The sequence below is a fragment of the Okeania sp. SIO2C9 genome (assembly GCF_010672455.1).
In the GTDB taxonomy this organism is placed as follows: domain Bacteria; phylum Cyanobacteriota; class Cyanobacteriia; order Cyanobacteriales; family Microcoleaceae; genus Okeania.
Genome location: NZ_JAAHGO010000038.1, coordinates 17,841 through 37,681 on the forward strand (window position 1 = coordinate 17,841; position 19,841 = coordinate 37,681).

General features: G+C 37.4%; 8 protein-coding genes and 2 pseudogenes. 6 read left to right on the forward strand and 4 right to left on the reverse strand.

From position 1 onward, the window contains the following. Positions 1 to 987 precede the first annotated feature (987 nt). Complete coding sequence (locus tag F6K23_RS24760; protein WP_293160747.1) at positions 988 to 2,952, forward strand: bifunctional serine/threonine-protein kinase/formylglycine-generating enzyme family protein; 1,965 nt, start codon at positions 988 to 990, stop codon at positions 2,950 to 2,952. Between the two features lie 2,252 nt (positions 2,953 to 5,204). Here the strand turns inward: F6K23_RS24760 and F6K23_RS24765 are convergent. The 4 genes from F6K23_RS24765 to F6K23_RS24785 all read right to left on the reverse strand — a co-directional run bounded on the left by F6K23_RS24765 (position 5,205) and on the right by F6K23_RS24785 (position 11,445). Further along, positions 5,205 to 7,916, reverse strand: coding sequence for an RNA helicase (locus tag F6K23_RS24765; RefSeq protein ID WP_293160749.1), 2,712 nt, complete (start codon positions 7,914 to 7,916; stop codon positions 5,205 to 5,207). 2,362 nt (positions 7,917 to 10,278) lie between these two features. Next, positions 10,279 to 10,593, reverse strand: a complete 315-nt coding sequence (locus F6K23_RS24775) for a hypothetical protein (protein WP_293160751.1) — start codon at positions 10,591 to 10,593, stop codon at positions 10,279 to 10,281. A 174-nt stretch (positions 10,594 to 10,767) separates the two neighbouring features. Beyond that, positions 10,768 to 10,968, reverse strand: coding sequence for a hypothetical protein (locus tag F6K23_RS24780; protein WP_293160753.1), 201 nt, complete (start codon positions 10,966 to 10,968; stop codon positions 10,768 to 10,770). Beyond that, entirely contained in the window at positions 10,969 to 11,445 is a 477-nt protein-coding gene (locus tag F6K23_RS24785; RefSeq protein WP_293160755.1) for a transposase, read from the reverse strand. Between the two features lie 1,267 nt (positions 11,446 to 12,712). Here F6K23_RS24785 and F6K23_RS24790 point away from each other — a divergent pair. From F6K23_RS24790 to F6K23_RS24810, 5 genes and pseudogenes are all read left to right on the forward strand, one after another. Further along, on the forward strand, positions 12,713 to 14,221 hold the full coding sequence (locus F6K23_RS24790) for an FAD-dependent oxidoreductase (protein WP_293160757.1): 1,509 nt from the start codon (positions 12,713 to 12,715) through the stop codon (positions 14,219 to 14,221). 1,117 nt (positions 14,222 to 15,338) lie between these two features. Beyond that, a pseudogene (locus F6K23_RS24795) lies at positions 15,339 to 15,527 on the forward strand (transposase); the annotation flags it as partial. 306 nt (positions 15,528 to 15,833) lie between these two features. Further along, positions 15,834 to 16,014, forward strand: a pseudogene (locus tag F6K23_RS24800) (transposase); the annotation flags it as partial. Between the two features lie 613 nt (positions 16,015 to 16,627). Further along, the gene (locus F6K23_RS24805; protein WP_293160759.1) at positions 16,628 to 17,926 is read left to right on the forward strand and encodes a pitrilysin family protein; all 1,299 of its coding nucleotides are present in this window, start codon (positions 16,628 to 16,630) and stop codon (positions 17,924 to 17,926) included. 352 nt (positions 17,927 to 18,278) lie between these two features. Continuing rightward, positions 18,279 to 19,424, forward strand: coding sequence for a PEP-CTERM sorting domain-containing protein (locus F6K23_RS24810; protein WP_293160761.1), 1,146 nt, complete (start codon positions 18,279 to 18,281; stop codon positions 19,422 to 19,424). The last annotated feature ends 417 nt before the right edge of the window (positions 19,425 to 19,841 follow it).

Below are 19,841 nucleotides of genomic sequence, written 5' to 3' on the forward strand. Positions count from 1 at the left end.
GCCAAAAAAGCCATATTCCTCTACTAGGCAGTCTAATAACTGATAACAGAATTGATGATTCTAGGGAATAGGGAAGTAGAGTAGGAACAAATACCAAATTTAGGTTGGGAAAAACAATTTCTAGTACAAAAATATAGATGACAGGCGATCGCTCACCAAAGAAAGTATTCTAATTATCCTGATTATTCTAAACATTCTTTTTTAACTCTTGGTACAACAACTGATAACTGAAAAACAGGGTTGACAAAAAAACTTGACATGATACTATAAATATAATGGAAAAGGTGCGCTCATATATACTCAAATAAATTAGCCCAGAAAAGTCATATTTCTCTGCTAAACATTCTAATAACTTCTAATAACAGATAACAGAATTGATGATTCTAGAGAATATGAAAGTAGAGCAGGAACTAATACAAAATCAGATTGGGAAAAACAATTTTTAGTACAAAATCTTGACGACAGGTGATCGCTCATCAAAAAAAGTATTTTAATTATTCTGATTAGTTAGATATCTCCACAAAAGAGGGAGTAGTAGGGACATTGCATACAACGTCCGTACAGAGTAGGGGAAAATAATTGATGATTTGTGTACGATAATTGATTTAATTTTTGGGCGTTGCTGAAATCTCCTTTGCTTGTAGTAGGGTTTTAACCCATGAAATATTTATCTTATTTCTCAGCTCCTACTACTAACTGAATACTGATAACTGATAACTGATAATTGAAAAAAGGGGGATTGACAAAAAAACTTGACATGGTATTATAAGCATAATGGGAAAGGTGCGCTCATATATACTCAAAAAAATTAGGCCAAAAAACCATACTTACCCACTAGAGTAATTAGTAATGAATGAGTTTAATTCTTTAATGCTAATTGTTGAAGAATAGCTGATAACTGATAACTGAATAAGAAGAAATCTAATAACTGGTAACTAATAACTAAAAAAGCTGATAACTGATAACTAAAAAAGCTGATAACTGAAAATGCAGTCTGGAAAAATCCTGAGAAATCACTACAAAATAATAGACACTCTAGGAAGTGGAGGATTTGGAGATACCTATTTAGCTCAAGATTTAGACTTACCAGGCAAACCCAAATGCGTAGTCAAACACCTATCACCTAAAAGTTCAGAATCACAAGTTTTAGCTATTGCCCAAAGATTATTTGAGAGAGAAGCAGAAACCTTATATAAACTAGGCAAAGACTCAGACCAAATACCAAAACTATTTGCCCATTTCCAAGAAAGAACAGAATTTTACCTAGTACAAGAATATATAGAAGGGCAAGATATAAGCAAAGAACTAACACCAGGAAAAAAATTAAGCGAGTCTTACACCATTACCCTACTCAAAGGAATATTAGAAGCATTAGCAGTAGCTCATCAAAATAATATTATTCATCGAGACATCAAACCAGAAAACTTGATGCGTCGTAAGTCAGACAAAAAAATAGTATTAATCGACTTTGGAGCAGTAAAAGAAATAAACGTATTAACCACAGCAAACCAACCAGGAACTACTTTAACTGTGGCAGTTGGAACACCAGGATATATGCCAAGTGAGCAGGGGGTCGGTAAACCAAAACTGAGTAGCGATATATATGCAGTAGGAATGCTAGGAATAAAAGCATTCACAGGAAAAGACCCCCACAATTTACCTACAGATCCAAATACAGGAAATGTTATCTGGCGAAATGAGGCACAAGTAAGTAACCATTTGGCAAATATCTTAGATAAGATGGTGCAGGAGTATTTTCGAGAACGTTATAAAAATGCTACTGAAGTATTAGAAGCATTAAATATTCAAACTCCACCACAACCAACACCAGCACCCACAATTCCATCTATACCAAAAACAAAACCCATACTCACACCAAAACCAGTACCAATCATTTCATCTATAACAAAAATTCAAACCCAACCTGATCAAACCAGAAGACAAATACTAATATTAGGAGGTTTAACAGGAAGTTGGTTTGTAGCAGCAATATTAAGTAGAAATTTTGGGAATAAACTATCTCCAAAAATAATTTCTACTCCCCAACCAATACCAGAAACAACACCAGAAAATATTTCTCCTCCCCAACCAACTCCAGCACCTCCCCCTCCAACACGATCTGAAATTCCCATTCAGAGATTTACCACGGTAAAAGTTAACCGCAGAGGAGAAATAATAAGTCGCCTCCCAGATCAAGCACAAGTAATGGCAGAAAACTTCAATGGAGTCTCCCTAGAAATGGTAAAAATTCCTGGAGGTAGATTTCTCATGGGGTCTCCAGAGACAGAAGCAGAAAGAGATAATAGTGAAAGTCCGCAACATTATGTAGATGTACCAGAATTTTTTATGGGAAAGTATCCAGTCACTCAAGCACAGTGGGAAGCAGTTATGGGAAATAATCCTTCTAGGTTTAAGGGTGAAAACCGTCCTGTAGAAAATGTAAGTTGGAACGATGCGACAGAATTTTGTCAGAAACTCTCAGAAATAACAGGTAAAAAATATAGTTTACCCAGTGAGAGTCAGTGGGAATATGCTTGTAGAGCTAGAACTTCCACACCGTTTTATTTTGGCGAAACTATAACGTCTGAGTTAGTTAACTATGATGGTAATTATCCCTATGGTGATGCAACGAAAGGAAAATATCGTCAAGAAACAACAGATGTGGGAATTTTTCCACCCAATAGTTTTGGTTTGTACGATATGCACGGCAATGTCTGGGAATGGTGTCAGGATGTTTGGCATGATAACTATGAAGGTGCACCTACAGATGGTAGTGCTTGGGAAACTGGAGGTGATAGTAATTACAGAATTCTCCGTGGCGGTAGCTGGTACAACAATTCTAGGAATTGCCGGAGTGCCAGGCGCGGCTATTACGGTGCCGACATCCTCTTCAACAATAGGGGTTTTCGGATCGTCTCGTCTTCTCCGGTGGTTTCTGCCTTTCGTTCCTAGAATTCTTCCCCTTTATTCTTTTCCTCTTTTCCCCTTTTCCCTCTTTTTCTTTTCTCTTTTCCCTCCCGCGAAACAGGGAAATTTTTCTTCAGAGCAAGAGAAGTTGTTGCCAGACAAGGATTTTGCTACAGATGTAGGGATGATTAATCTGCATTCTGTGAAGCTCTAAAAATTAAGTCGGGCGGGAAGGAATTTCCCCTTGCATTCCTAAAAAAATCATAGTAGTATGTAATTATTGGGGGTTACTCGCCCCTACGCATGACTTTTTATTCAACGCAAAAACAGCATTTCGCCACTGAATATATATAGAAGAGATACTAACACCATCAAAACACCAGAAAAAAAATCTCACTTTGTGAAGCACTACTAAGAAAAGAAGTAGCCACAGGAAAAAGGAATATCTGGTACGGGAGCAAGAAATATCTGGTACGGGAGCAAGATGCTCCCACTGTTTTTGTCACAAAAATAATCACAATGCACGACCATTAGACCACCGAAAAATTTTCACCCCATCAATATATTTACTCATGTAGAAGCGATGTAGCTAACGCTAGGCTCTGCCAACGCTACCCTCAAGTCAAAATTCAAAAGTCAAAAGTCAAAAGTTAGAAGGCGCGAAGTTAGAAGTAATCCCTGAGTGAGTTTGAGTGTTGATAATTACCCTAACCTATTTACCTAGTGCTATATATTCACAAACAAAAATCATCATTTTGTGAAGCTCAAAAAATCGGCAAGGAACTTCCCCTTGCATCCCCAAAAAAATGATGATACAATTTTATCATTAGGAGTCGTTCGCCCCTACGCATGACTTTTTATTCAACTCAAAAACAATATTTCGCCACTGAATATATATAGAAGAGATATTTGCACCATCAAAACACCAGAAAAACCTCATTTTGTGAAGCTTTAAAAAAAAAGAAGTGGAAAAATTTTCACTCCACCAACACATCAATATATTACTCATGTAGAAGCGATCGCTATATTCAATATTCACAAACAAACAAAAATCATCATTTTGTGAAGCTCAAAAAATCGGCAAGGAACTTCCCCTTGCATCCCCAAAAAAATGATGATACAATTTTATCATTGGGAGTCGTTCGCCCCTACGCATGACTTTTTATTCAACGCAAAAACAGCATATCGCCACTGAACATATATAGAAGAGATACTCACACTATCAAAACATCAGAAAAATCTCATCCTGTGAAACTCTAAAAAAAGAAATTTTCACTCCACCAACACATCAATATATTACTCATGTAGAAGCGATGTAGCTAACGCACTTGCTGCGCCAACGCTATATTCAATATTCACAAACAAAGAAAAATCATCATTTTGTGAGGCTCAAAAAATCGGCAAGGATATTCCTCTTGCATTCCCAAAAAAATTATGATAGGATTTAATCATTGGGAGTCTTTCGCCCCTACGCATGACTTTTTATTCAACACAAGAACAGCATATCGCCACTGAATATATATAGAAGAGATACTCGCACCATCAAAACATCAGAAAAAAAATCTCACTTTGTGAAGCACTCCCAAAAGAAGTAACAACAGGCAAAATTTTCACCCCATCAGCCAGACAAGGATTTGGTCACGGATACACGGATGATTAATCTGCATTCTGTGGAGCTTCAAAAAACGGCAAGGTATTTCCTCTGAAAATGCACCACCACCAAATGTTCTAGCATAGGCAAATAAAGAGATAAAACTCCCTTCCCTCGTCGCGATAAAACTACGTTTTGCTGACGCATAGCTCCGCTAAACGCTCCGCGATCGCTCATCAAAATATAGAATCTGCATTCTGTGAAGCTCCAAAAAAAGCCCAAAGAATTTCCCCTTGCATCCTCAAAAAAATCATGGTAGTATGTAATCATTGGGGGTATTTCGCCCCTACGCATGACTTTTTATTCAACCAATACACAAAAATAGTAATAGCGGTCGAAGAAAAAGGCGCAAACATATCAAAAGCTGAAAACTCAGACAACGCAAGATTTTTCCCTCTTCCCTCTTCCCTCTTAGAATCTAGGAAGTTTTAATATAGAATCCGGTTATATACTAATGTTATATGTTTATAACTATCAGGACTTACGCAGAGACTCTACTTATGGCGAGGGGGCAATTCGGAGCTTGGCGTTAGCCAATACCATTTGAGGGGTAAATGGTGCTTTAAAAGTAAATTTGCGTAAGTCCTGACTATACTTCAATCTCCCCTACTCCCGTACTCCCCTACTCCCCCAGAAACATCAAACCCTACTTAACCTCCTCATTAACAGGAAAACGGTCTATCAACTGCATCGCCCGATAAGCATTCCGTCGCAAAACATCAGACAAATGAGGCACATGAGGAATCTGAGAAAGAAAATCCAGAGTCCGACGTAAAATCCGGACAACATCACCCTCATCCAGACTCGTATTGTCCACCAACACCTGCCATTCCACCTCCAGTGCCCACTGTTCGACCAAACTAATCAAATCCCTCTCTAGCCAAACAGGTAAACTTACCCGATACCGACGCTGCACCTGAAATAACTGATGTCGTAAACTACGCAAACCACCCAAAGCATCGTCCACCTCCAAAGACAAATCATAACGCGACCAACTATCAGGTCTGCTAATCTCAGTCACCAGAGCAGCACAAGCAGCAGCCAAATGATGAGGGTCAAGTTCATCAAGAACACCAGACATCAACGCCAAACCAAGCCACAACTCATTATCACCTCGGATCGCCGCACAAGCTTGACCAATTTCCGTAGGCACCACCTCATGCAAACAACCAAAATATTGTAAAATTTCAATCAGATTAAGAAACTCCTGCCAATGACGAGCCAACTTATCCTCCAACTCAGTTTGGCGATCGCCTATTTCCATCTGCAATATACCCATACGTCGCCAACCCTTCAACAAAATACGAGGACTTCCCCATTCCTTGAGCGGATGTTCCTGAATATTTACTTCCACCGTTGCCACTTTCTGCATTTGCACCAAAACTTCTGGAGCATCTATTGGTGGAGGTACCTCTGGAATTTGTTCAGATAAACTCAGATAAATTTCATCTCCTTTACGACATTGCCCCAACCTAAAATCTATCTCAGCAGGCAACTCCATCTGTTCTACCGTCACTAAGCGAGGTACATCTGGGTGTAAACCCACAACATCCATAGCTGCCACCACATACCATCGATTATCCTGACCCAAACAAACATAATAAGAAGACTGACCAGAACCAGGAATTTTAGCTACCAAAGCAGCAGCAATAGGTTTAGCATCAGCCCTCTTCGCAGTAGGAACGTGCTTTCCTTTTAAACTCATAATAGTTCCCGATAAAGCAAAAGATAAAGACAAAGACATCTCCTTAATGCGATTTTGCTCCGCTTGCCTTTGCAAAATTTTCAGCAGTCGTTTCTCTTCCTTTACTCTTTCTCGTATCTTTTCATAATCTCTCAGCAACTGCTCTAAATTTACCAAATCATTCTCTTCATAAATCCCCAATTTATTTTGCAAAGAAGTTAACTCTACCTCTTTTTGCTCAATCTCTATGCGTTCTGCTTCCAAAGAAAGAGTAGATAAATATTGACCAAAACTACGTTCGACTAACTCCTTTGCCTCCTCCAAAGTATGAGTTTGTAGCAAATTCAGCACCATACCATAACTAGGAGTAAACTGACTAACCAGAGGGTCAGCTTCTGAAGTTGCTAAATAAGACGCCTCCTTCGCACCCTCAAACCTAGTTTGGACAGTTAAAACGTAACCTTGAACATCCATCCCCCGTCGTCCAGCTCTACCTGCCATTTGCAGAAATTCTGATGGTTTTAGCAGTCTGTGACCTTCATCCGTGCGTTTAGAGAGGCTAGATATTACAGTAGTACGAGCTGGCATATTAATTCCAGCAGCTAAGGTTTCAGTAGCAAATACTACTTTGATTAAACCTAGCTGAAATAATTCCTCGACTAATCCTTTCCACACTGGTAACATTCCCGCATGGTGGGATGCTATACCTCTGCTTAGAGGTTCGAGTCTTTTAGAGTGAGTTAGGTCTGGGTTACTATTGAGGAATTTTTGAATTAAGTTTTGCAGTTGAATTGTTTCTGTTTCGTCCAGCAAAGTAAGATTGCTGACTTGTGCTATTTCTGCCACTGCGCGATCGCAACCTCGACGGCTAAATATGAAGTAGATAGCTGGTAACATATCCCGCTCTTTGAGTTGAGATAAAACTGCCGGCAATATTGGTTCTAATTGTTTTTCTCTTCTATCTCTACCTATATGTCGATTTTTAGGCTTGAGCAGTGGATTTACTCTTTTTTGGTTGTTGCTCAGTAGAGGAAATAGACCTTTACTATTAGAAAAATTAAATTGGAGAGGTACTGGCCGAAAATCAGAGTAAATAAGTTCAGTTGGTCCATGTACTTTATTAATCCAATCTGTAAGCTGGTCGCTGTTGGCTACTGTAGCGGAGAGAGCTAATAATTGAATTTCTGGTGGACAATAAATTATTAATTCTTCCCATACTGTGCCTCGTTGGCGATCGTTCATGTAGTGGCATTCGTCCAGGACTACGGCTTCTACTTTTTCTAGAGATGTGCCTATTTCTCCTATGGGAGTACCATAGAGCATATTGCGGAATACTTCTGTAGTCATTACTAGGACTGATGCTTCCCTATTAACAGAGGTATCTCCGGTGACTAATCCTACTTTATCTGCTCCAAATTTGTCGCGGAAGTCCCGCAATTTTTGGTTTGACAGAGCTTTGAGGGGTGTGGTGTAGAATACTCGTCGCCCGCGACTTAGGGCACGGTAGATAGCGTATTCTCCAATTAGGGTTTTGCCTGAACCAGTAGGGGTACAAACAACTACGGATTTTCCAGCGTTTACGGCGACGATCGCCTCTTTCTGGAAGTTGTCTAGTTCAAATGGAAATAAGGTCTTCAGATCCAGCTCTCGACTGTTCTGGGTTGAGTATGACACTAATGTTTATTTTCTTGACTTTATACAGGTTTTGTGATATTGTCTATTCTGCTTTTTGTTAACAAGTAAATCATAGACTCTATCTTTTAATTTTAACTATATATATCAAAATAGGGTTCCCAGGCTTGAGGTTAGAAATCATCAGATAGAAGGTTTTCAAGAGGAAGATTAGTACAATTAATTTTTGAGTAAAAAAAAAATTGAATATCTTAACGACATAGGAAAACTTTTGTTAAGCATTCAGCTATTAGCAGTCAGCTATCAGCAATGAGTAATGAATAATATCATGTCCGGATAATTAGTGATAAAAAAAGCTTTCTTCTTCAACTCCAGTTCTTCTTCTTCCTTCTTCCTGATTCTTTCTTCTCTCCTGACTCCTGACTCCTGACTCCTGACTCCTCCGTCGTTATTTATTTATAACTGTTCAACCGGACATGATATAATTACTTCTCAGGTTTAGAAAGGAGACCCATGCTAGCAACTTTTTATTCTTTCTCAATTTTAAAGGTTACTTTTATCTTCCCCAAAATTAATAGCTGATAGCTAATAGCTGACAGCTGTTTGCGCAGCATTCCGCAGGAAATGCTTACAACTTTTTATTCTAGAGATTAATTTTTAAGATATTTCTAACTAATAGTTCATAAAAATATATAGCCTTTTCATTTGAAATGCGGAAACAGAGTCTTACTCAAAAGGGAACAGGGAACACCGGAACTGGGAACAGTAAAGAAGAAAAAACAGCATTAAATAGTAGCTTTGCACAATAATTAATGGATACTCAAGACAGGATTTTTTGATTAGAAAAAAGCTCTATCTAGATTTACATCTCATTTGAAAATACTATAGTTACATAAGACATATCCTTATTTTCCAGGTGTTACCCTGACGCTCGTGTTAGCGCAGCTCCTCCGGAGGAGGCACTACAACACCATCGTTTCTCATGGTCAAAGACAAAAGAGAACTGCTTTTTTCGCATTGGTTCAAGGAAGCATTAAAATCAGTATTGATTAACCATTTGCTGGCGGTGCAATTGCATTCCTCTTTTTACTATTTTTCCTGAAAAAGTGACATAATTTTTCTGACCTTTTTTGTACACTGGAAGAAAATCATTATCTATAAAACTTGCTTTTGAAGTTTAAGATTCTTCTGTAATAATTACCAAATAATTAATAATTAATAATTAATAATTAATAATTAATAATTAAATAATTCGCGCCTTGAAGCCTCCCATTTTAAGGGGAAAAAAGCGGTCTAGGGATGGATGGGTTTCCTAACCTACATTCCGCACGACAAAACGTAGCATAAAAATATAAGTCAAAAGTCATGCATTCAAAAGTAAGAAATAAGAAATAAGAAATAAGAAATAAGAAATAAGAAGAAAATTATAGTGGTCAATCAAAATCAATAATTCAGTAAGTATTTATGCTTAATATTTAACTGATAATTTGACTCCCGATCAAGGTAAATGAAGATGATTTATATAGTATAAATACTTAAGCAAGCTACAGATTTTATACTAATTTTCATGTTACAAATTGAAGTGCGGAATGTGGGTCCTAACCATATCCAATGGACCAAGAAAAGAAATAATATTTCCTTATATTCAATCAAGGACGGTTTTAACCAGAGGTAATTAGGGTCTGCTGAATAAAGTCTTTTTGCTATGGTAGGGAGTAGGGAGTAGGGAGTAGGGAGTAGTGAAGAGTTAGGATGAACGGGGAGTTAGCTGAAGAACTGGTCATTCATAATCCACCCTTACTTTTTCTGTCATAATGACTCCAAAATCTTCACTTTTTGAGCTCCATCAACCGAAAAGCTGCTACTTTTTCAGTACCTAAAATTCTTCAAACCTTTATCTCTAAATGCTTTGAGATTTAATCAGCAAGCCCTAATTATCAATTATCCATTATCAATTATCAATTAATTAACTCGTTTCCAGCAAACATAAGGCAATATTTCGTTGATAAACTGACCAATTCCAGAATCCAAGGATTGTTTTCTAACAATACCTTAAGACCAAGATTTAAAATTCATATCTTCAACAAAAATATTGTCTGTAAAATCGCAAAGTTGATGAGCGAGTTTGAAATGCCAATCGCGTCTAGTATTAGCTATTTTTTCATGTAGTATAGCTATTTTATTCTGGAGTTTTAATATCATGTCCGGTTGAACAGTTATAAATAAACGACGGAGGAGTCAGGAGACAGGAGACAGGAGACAGGAGGGTAGAAAGAATGAAGAAGGAGAAAGTTTTTTTATCACGCTCTTATCCGGACATGATATAACCAGTTATTTGAGCCTCTTATTTTCTTCTTAAGTCTTCTTTTTTGCAGCAATTGTAGGGGCAAATGTGTATTCGCCCCTACCGCAGTGAACTCAATAAAAACTTAGGAAATTTGATTAACTTTCCAGTGGAAGTAGCTACAAAAAATTCTATTCCTGCATCAATGCCTAATGACCTTTTACCTACTGGATTATCTGGGACTGATTCTGATGAAGTAAAGGTAATCATCAGATAATAACCACTAGTTTTTTTGACTATCCTGGCTTGTTTAGCCACCATTTCTTCTGGGTATAGCCTGCTTTGCTTTAATTTAATCCACCCCAATTGAGGTAACTTGAATCTACCGCAACCCAGACAATTTTTCAGCATGGCAGGAAAGACAAAACTCCTCATTGGAGGAGTCAGGAGACAGGAGACAGGAGACAGGAGGGTAGAAAGAATGAAGAAGGAGAAAGTTTTTTTATCACGCTCTTATCCGGACATGATATAACCAGTTATTTGAGCCTCTTATTTTCTTCTTAAGTCTTCTTTTTTGCAGCAATTGTAGGGGCAAATATCTATTCGCCCCTAGCGCAGTGAACTCAATAAAAACTTAGGAGATTTGATTAACTTTCCAGTGGAAGTAGCTACAAAAGATTCTATTCCTGCATCAATGCCTAATGACCTTTCACCTACTGGATTATCTGGGACTGATTTTGATGAAGTAAAGGTAATCATCAGATAATAACCACTAGCTTTTTTGACTATCATGGCTTTTTTAGCCACCATTTATTCTGGGTATAGCCTGCTTTGCTTTAATTTAATCCACCCCAATTTAGGTAACTTAAATCTACCGCAACCCAGACAATTTTTCAGCATGGCAAGAAAGACAAAACTCCTCATCCTCTTCTTGAATCTAGGAAAGTCTTTTCCTAAACTTTTCATCTCAGAAAATGCCCTGTCTAATTGTTTTAAAGTTTGTTGTAAAACCTGAGCATTTACTGATTTTAATCTAGGATTAGTTTTCTTAGCTATTGTTAAGTTTTTTGCTTGATGATTGTAATTAGGATAAGGGGCATCAGCAGGAATAATATACTCAGAAATAATTGAACAACTACTAATTGATGATTTTCTCGAATTGAACCAGTCTTTTCCTCCTCTTAAAGCATAGTTATATACACTTTTACAGACATCAAAAATGTGATTAATTTCTGCCTTTTGATGCTGAGTTGGTTTCAGCTTGTACTGGTAAGTTAAAGTAATCAACTTTGTTATTCAACTTCTAACTAAATACTATTTAATTATCACACAAAATTTGTTTCACGATCGCTCAGTTAATTAGCTGGTTGAAATTCATCTCACCGCTAAGTCTCCAATTATAGCGGGAGTCCTCTTTCAACATTCTCTGATAGAGTTCGCATATTTGAAGTTAGAAATTATTAATTAAATAGAAGGTTTTCCAGAGGGAAGTTATAGCGTTTCACTAAAGTCAAAAATCTCAAATCAGAGTGGTATTAATGGAACTTAAAACTTTCATTATACAGTAATTTCAGCTTATTATTTGACTTCATCAGTTACCGAAAAATTGTGGTTTAAAGCCTCCCCTTTGAAGGGGATAATAAGCGGTCGTTAGCGCAGCTTCCCGTAGGGTGGGATGGCGAGGTCTCCTCACCATATCCAATCGACCAAGAGAAGAAAAATTTTTATTATTAGTCAATCTTCTCCTTGAAAAGAAGAGGTAATTATTAATTATTCATTATTAATTATTAATTGTTGAACAACTGTTTGTGGCATTTTTTAAGTAAATTAGTAATTAGTACAATTGTAAGCATTCAGCTATTAGCTGTCAGCTATCAGCAATAAGATTCTCTTATATAGGACAGTGTTCAAATTAATATAGACTTTAAGGACAAGGAAGGCAACTTTTGTAGTAATGCCATTTCTCTGTAACAATGCGCTTAATAATTCTTACCAAAACCTTAATTTTACTAATAGCTTTTATCTTTTATTAAGCGCAACTTGATGGAGAATTGGTATAAGACAATTAAATATTGCTTTGATCCTAAACTAAAAGCAATAGCTGAAGTTCGTAGTTCCTCCGGAGGAGGCTAGCTGATGGCTGACGGCTGAATGCTTACGTATAATTAATTTTTTGACTTAAAAAAATTGAATATTTTAATGACATAGGAAAACTTTTTATTTTAGAGATTAAATCTTAAGATACTTATAACTAATGCTTTTACCGAATAATTAAGCTTGAAAGCCTCTACTTTAAAGGAAAAACAAGAAAAAAATTTCCCTACCGCATCAATCCTCTTCATTTTAGAGAGAGGTAATTATCAATTATTCATTATCAATTATCAATCATTGAAATCTCTTCTCATATCCTTTATCCTTCAAAATATTATTTATGCACAGCCTTGACAACTACTAGAAAATTAAGCAAATTAGAAGAAAATTGGGAAACTAGCCTGAAAATTGGCTTGAGAAAATCCACAAAAATTACTGAATTTTTGACTTAAAAAAAAGTAGTATGACAATAAGAACTCAAACTCCAAAGATAGTAGTAGTTGGTGCTGGTTGGGCTGGTTTAGGAGCCACTCACCACCTAGCCGAAAATGGCTATGACGTTACATTACTAGAAGCTAGCCCTTATCCCGGTGGTTTAGTCGCTGGTTGGAAAACTCCCGGAGGCCGTTCCGTAGAAGTGGGCATACATGGTTTTTGGTATCCATACCATAACATATTTTCTCTTGTCAAGAAATTAAACCTCGCTCCTTTCACTCCCTGGACTCGTTCAGCTCAATATTCTCCTGCTGGGTTAGAAGTAGAATCACCTATTTTTCAAGATTTACCACCTTTACCAACGCCTCTTGGTACTTTTATTTATACTCAATTTAAAAGGTTGCCTTTGAGCGATCGCCTTTCTGCTCTCCCACTGCTTTATTCTGTGATAGATTTTGACAATTCGGATGAAGCTTGGCGAAGATATGACTCAGTAACAGCGAGAGAATTATTCAAACAATATGGCGTGACTAAAAGATTATATGATGATGCTTTTAATGCCATGTTATTAGTTGGTTTATTTGCTCCGGGAGAACAATGTTCGGCTGCTGCGGCATTGGGAATGTTATATTATTTTATCCTAGCTCACCAACCAGATTTTGATGTAGTTTGGTGTCGGGGAACTGTAGGAGAAATGATATTTAAACCTTGGGTAGAAAATATCGAAAATCTGGGTGGCAAAGTTATGACAAAACAGCGAGTTACTGACTTAATTGTTGATGATAATGGCAAAGCAACAAAAGTTGTTTGTGAAGACCAAATATTTGAAGCAGATGCAGTAATTTTTGCTGTTGGTATTAGTGGAATGAAAAAGATTATGGCAGGTAGTGAAGCTCTACAAAGTCGTCAAGAATTTAGGAATATTAATAATTTAAGTGGAGTTGATGTATTAGGAACTAGGTTATGGTTTGACCGAAAAATTCCGATTCCTCGTGCTTCTAATGCTTGTTTTGGATTTGATACAACTACAGGTTGGACGTTTTTTGATTTGAATGCTTTACATGACGAATTTCGCCATGAACCAGGAACAGTTGTAGAAGTAGATTTTTATCATGCTAATCAGTTTTTACCTTTGAGCGATGGGGAAATTATTAAAATGGTACAGACATATTTAGCAACTTGTATTCCAGAATTTATAGAAGCAGAAATTATTGACCAAAGTGTCGTTAGAGTTAGAGAAGCAGTCACTCACTTTTTCCCTGGAAGTTATCAATATTTACTCCCTGCTAAAACAAGTTTTGACAATGTATTTATGAGTGGAGATTGGATTGTTAACCGTCACGGTTCATGGTCTCAGGAAAAAGCTTATGTAACAGGATTAGAAGCAGCTAATTTAGTAATTGATAAGTTTAAATTAGGGCAGAAAACTAATATTATTCCCGTAGAAAAAGATGAAGAGCATATTCAATTTGCCAGGAAAATTAATAAGTCGGTCAGAGAGATAGGGAAATCAATATTTCCTAATATTTGGTTGTAATATAGCACTGTCATATTCTCTACTATATTAGACATATGGTGAAAAAGATATAGACTTTTTATCAAATCATTAATAAACAGGGAAAAAGGAATATTTTTTGATAAAAAAAAACACTGAAAATGATTTTGTGAGTGACTTTTACAAATCTAGTTTATAGTAGATCAAGGGTAAGTTTATTTTCTGGAGATGTCTATTTATAGCAGTCGAAGGAAAGGGGACGGACAGAGCAAAAGCTGAAAACCCAGACAAAGCAACATAGCAATGTGCGCTGGCATATTTACAAATGGCAGGAGATGTCCAATAGCTAAAAGTCTTATATTATCAGCTTTTTCTTCCCCCTATTGCCTCTCTTGGTCAGCATTCCGCAAGCGAGCTGGCGTTGTCGCGGGGTCTGACCGCTGTTGCCTTCCGGAGCTGTTGCCTGTGCGCAGCGCTATATTTTTCCCTCTTCCCTCTTACCGAATTATTAATTATTAATAATTAGTAATTAAATAATTCGCGCCTTGAAGCCTCCCCTTGGATAGGGGAAAAAAGCGGTCGAGGGATGGCGAGGTCTCCTCGCCATATCCAATCGACCAAGAGAAGAAATAATATTTCCTTATATTCAATCCTCTCGCTTAAAACCCGAGGTAATTATCAATTATCCATTATCAATTATCAATTAATGAATTCTTCCTTCTTCCCTCTGCTAAAAGCAATATTTTTCCCTCCTCCCTCTTTCTTCTTCCCTTCCCTCTTATACCAATTCCCAAAAGTAATGCTATACTTAGGTAACACTTCAGTTATTAAGTAATTAACATAGGTAGAATAACTTTTTTGTTAATTTGAGCAAATTTAATGTTAATTATTATTATGTTTACCGAATAATTAATAATTAAATAATTCTGGTTTAAAGCCTCCCCTTTTAAGGGTAAAAAGCGGTCGAGGGATGGCGAGGTCCCCTCGCCATATCCAATCGACCAAGACAGCGGTCAATCTTCGCAGCTTCCCCGTTGGGTGGGATGGCGAGGTCTCGGAGCTGTCCGACCATGGACCAAGAAAAGAAATAATATCTCCTGATATTCAATTCCGTAGCGGTTAAAACCCGAGGTAATTATCAATTATCCATTATCAATTAATGAACTCATATCCTGGAATTGTGTTCATGGCTGAGTTAGACAAAAAGCTAAAAATTACTGAGAGGTTGGCTAAATGTTTTCCAGACTATAGAAATTTATCTGATGTAGATTATTCAGTTAATCAATGAGTCGCTCAAAGAATTTATGGACTTATCTTAGGGTATGAAGATGTTAATGACCACGACAAATTCTGATCTTTTTGTGATGTTTTGATGCCAGCTTTTCCCCATCATTGTTTATAGCGGTTTTCACTCATGTTGACTACAAAACTTCTGCCCTCTGCCTTTTGCCTTTAGAGGATATCTGAAAAGTTGTTTAATACTGAATTTTGCCCCCCTAGCCCCCAATTCTGGGGGGAACAAGAATCCATTAGCGGGTAAAAGTCCCCCAATGGGTGGGGGATGCGCGGGGGCGCGTGATGTAGCAAATGAGACTTTTCAGACAACTTCTTAAACCAAAATCTCTGTACTCTATGAAACATGAAAACTGCTATAAGTAAAACTTCTTTTGCCAAGGCTACAGTAGGAACAATTCGTCTTAATTTCCTGAAGTTAGGAGCCAGGATTACTGGGGTCTGTCAGAGGAATTTTAATCGCTATTGCTAGTTCTTGTCCCTCTCAAGATATTTTGGCCATAGCTTACTCTAGGATTCAAGGGATTCAAGATACAAGTTAAGGTTTTTGTCCTTGCTTGATCACTAAATAATTCTGGAAATGACTAATAATAAATATAGTCTATTTGGTAGTCCTGTATAGTAATGGTGAATGGTGGCTGAAATGCTTGCTATACCGTTACCGAAAAAATTACAATGCACCACTACCGTCTATTTGAGGGTGCAAAGTTTTGTGAATCAACTCAATTCAATCAGAGAATTTATCAAGTTTTTGAGGATTTTTCTGCAATTATAGCCTCAGAACTTTCAAAATTTCTCTTGTTGGGAAAAACCACAAGTTTCAATTTGTTAATCGGGTTCTTAAATCAGTTTGTGAGAAATACGGGTATAGATATAGTGCTTTGTGCGTTACGCTACCGCTAACACACCCTACTGGACCGACACACCTTAAATGGTGCATTAGATGGGGAGTGTGGGGAGGGTGGGAAGCGTGGGAAGGGTGGGGAGAAAAAGACACCTAGAAATAAAAATAAGAGTGCACAGTTTTAGCTGTGTCAGTCTACTACCAATAGCTGAATTATTTCTCCCTGTTCCCTGTTCCCTGTTCCCTCTTTTCTAGAGATGTCTAATATATTGAAATATATTGAGAAAGGCAAACCACAGAAAAAATCAAGAATGACCTCAACCCTAGTCCAACCAACCCTCGAATCTCTCAACGCCCCTACTATCCACCAACTACCAAATGGACTTACTATCATTGCCGAACACCTACCAGTTGAAGCAGTTAATCTTAATATTTGGCTAAACGTTGGCTCTGCCATTGAATCTGAACCAATCAATGGCATGGCCCATTTTCTCGAGCATATAATTTTCAAAGGTACTCCCAAACTCCCTGGTGGTGAATTTGAACGCTTAGTGGAACAACAAGGTGCCGTAATGAACGCCGCTACTAGCCAAGACTACACCCACTTTTACATTACCACTGCTCCTAAAGACTTCGTAAAATTAGCACCTTTGCAGTGGGAAGTACTCCTCAATGCCAGTATTGCTGATGACCCTTTTGAAAGAGAGCGGTCTGTTGTACTAGAAGAAATTCGGCGCTCAAATGATAACCTTAACCGTCGTTGTTACCGAAAAGCGATTGAAACCGCCTTTGAAAAATTACCCTATCGTCGTCCGGTATTAGGTCCTGCTGAAGTTGTTTCTCAACTGCAACCCCAACAAATGCGCGACTTTCATCAAACCTGGTATCAACCTACTTCCATGACTGCCACTGTAGTCGGAAATTTACCAGTAGAAGAATTAATTGATATCGTTGCCAACTCATTTACCGAAGCTGAAAACAGCCAAAATATTCCAGAAATACCTCCACTACCACCTACAAATAATTTAACCCCAGAAGCACCTTTTACAAAAATAGTTCGCCATGAAGTAGTTGATGAAGCTCTTCAGCAAGCAAGGTTAATGATGCTTTGGCGAGTACCTGGGTTAACTCAATTACATGAAACTTATACCTTGGATGTGTTGGCAACTATTTTGAGTCGGGGGAAAACATCTCGCCTGGTGCGTGACTTACGGGAAGAGCGAGGTTTAGTTTATTCTATTGGAGTGAGTAATATGAGTCATCGTCATCAAGGCGTTTTCTATATATCTGCTAGGTTGCCAGAAGAAAATTTAGCTGAAGTAGAAGCAGCGATCGCTCACCACATACATACTATCCAACAAGAGTCGGTGACAGAAACAGAAATTCAACGCATTCGGACATTGGTTGCCAATAGGTTTGTTTTTGCCAACGAGACACCAAGTGATCGAGCTAATTTATATGGTTACTATCACTCAATAGTGGGAGACTTAGCATCTGCGCTCAATTATCCTCAGAATATTCAGGCACTTGACTCGTCAGATATTCAACAGGCGGCATCAAAATATTTGTCTGTTGATGCTTATGGAGTAGTAGCGTTTCGACCTAAGTAGGTTTCAACAATTAATAATTAATAATGGCTTTATTGCACAAAAGACGATCTGGTAAGCTATTTTTTTGCTAGTCCCTTACTCAAGCGATCGCTGAGTTTCGGGAGATTGATGTTTGATTTATCTATTGTCCAATAGTTATGTTGAGTTTAGATACAGTCACAGTCAAGCGATCGCTGAGTTTCGGGAGATTGATGTTTGATTTATCTATTGTCTAATAGTTACATAAGTTATCTGGCTCAATAAAAATCATAATTTTTTGGACAATTTTTATTTTTTCTATTTAAATTTGCATAAATTCTCGGAGAGGGGGTGAAACAATATCAGGTAATAAATTTTCTCAGGAGATTTCATCATGTTAAAAAAACTTTCCATCGCTGCTGCTAGTGTAACAATCGCTACTTTAACTGCTGTTTATAGTGCTAGTGCTGCTACTTTTTCAGGTTCAATTGAGTCTGATAGTACTCTTCAACGTAGCACTATCGATCAATGGTATTTTGATGTTGAACAAGCAGGAAATGTTTCTATTGCTGCAACTGCCACCAGTGGAAGTCTTGATACATATATTCGTCTCTACAGTGATGATGGTTCACTTGATTTAAGCGATCAAATTACATTCAATGATGATGGTAGGCCAGGTTTAAATTCTTTTTTGACACAATTCCTTAATCTAGGCAATTATGTTGTCAGCATAGGAGATTTTTTCCTTGAAGCTGATGCTTTTGGCCCGACTCAGTTTGATGGCTTTTTTCCAGGGTTTGGAGATTACATATTGGAAATAAGCGGTGCTACTACAGTTACAAGGGTATTAGAAGGAAATTTAAATGAAACATTTACAGAAACTTCCTTTACAGACACTTCCTTTGAGCAAGCAATTGTCAATGGTAGTTTTGAAGAAGGTTTCACTGGCTGGAGTACAATTGGAGACACCAGGATAGAGGATATTAGTTTTGGTACAACACCTTCAGATGGTAATTTTAATGCGTTAATGACAAATGGTTTTGGTGCTGTCTCTGATTTTGCGATTGAAAGTTTCTTAGGGTTAACTCCAGGAACTCTGGACTTATCATTAAATATTGATGCTACTGAAGGTTCTGCTATCAAGCAAACTTTTTTTGCCAAGGCTGGAGATATTCTAACATTCGATTTTAATTTTTTGACAGATGAATTTACACCTGATTTCTTCTTCAACGACTCTTCTTTTATATCTCTTTCAAATTTAGATGTATTAGCTGATACTAACTCCTCTTTTATGTTTAATCTATTCTCCTTTTTTGAAGAAACAGGATATCAAAGTTTTTCTCATACTTTTTCTGAGAGTGGAACTTATACTTTAGGATTTGGGGTTGTAGATGCAGTAGATACTATTGTTGATTCTGGTCTTTTAATTGATAATGTTGAGCTTACTTCTGTTCCAGAACCAGGTTTAATTTTTGGCTTAAGTTTAATTGGCGCTTTAGGTGCTACTTCCCTCAAACGTAAGCAAAAAGAGGAAAAGTAGGTTCACAGGTCTAATTTCTGGCAAACCTACGTCAATTTTAAAACCTAACTCAATTATAGCTTCAAATATTTGATTGTCAAAAAATACGCGTAAAAAAAGCTGAGGGAGCATCTATTGACTTTCTTTTTTTACCGAATAATTAATAATTAAATAATTAAATAATTAAACAATTCGGCTAATTCCGCCTCCCCTTTCAAGAGGAAAAAAGCGGTCAAGGGATGGCTCCGAAACCTGCGCCATATCCAATCGACCAAGAGAATAAATTTTTTCCTTATTTGTCATATCATGTCCGGTTGAATAATTAGACTTTGGTGGAAGGAAGGCAGCTATGCTGGAGGCAGGAGGCAGAAGCTTTTCTACAATTGTCACCTTGATTTTATACACAAACGATGCTACCGGACATGATATCAATCCTCT

What these genes read in the sequence shown, in the direction of transcription:
- F6K23_RS24760 (WP_293160747.1), top strand. Translation starts at nt 988, where the DNA reads ATGCAGTCTGGAAAAATCCTGAGAAATCACTACAAAATAATAGACACT.
- F6K23_RS24775 (WP_293160751.1), bottom strand. Translation starts at nt 10,593, where the DNA reads ATGAGGAGTTTTGTCTTTCCTGCCATGCTGAAAAATTGTCTGGGTTGC.
- F6K23_RS24780 (WP_293160753.1), bottom strand. Translation starts at nt 10,968, where the DNA reads ATGGTGGCTAAAAAAGCCATGATAGTCAAAAAAGCTAGTGGTTATTAT.
- F6K23_RS24790 (WP_293160757.1), top strand. Translation starts at nt 12,713, where the DNA reads ATGACAATAAGAACTCAAACTCCAAAGATAGTAGTAGTTGGTGCTGGT.
- F6K23_RS24805 (WP_293160759.1), top strand. Translation starts at nt 16,628, where the DNA reads ATGACCTCAACCCTAGTCCAACCAACCCTCGAATCTCTCAACGCCCCT.
- F6K23_RS24810 (WP_293160761.1), top strand. Translation starts at nt 18,279, where the DNA reads ATGTTAAAAAAACTTTCCATCGCTGCTGCTAGTGTAACAATCGCTACT.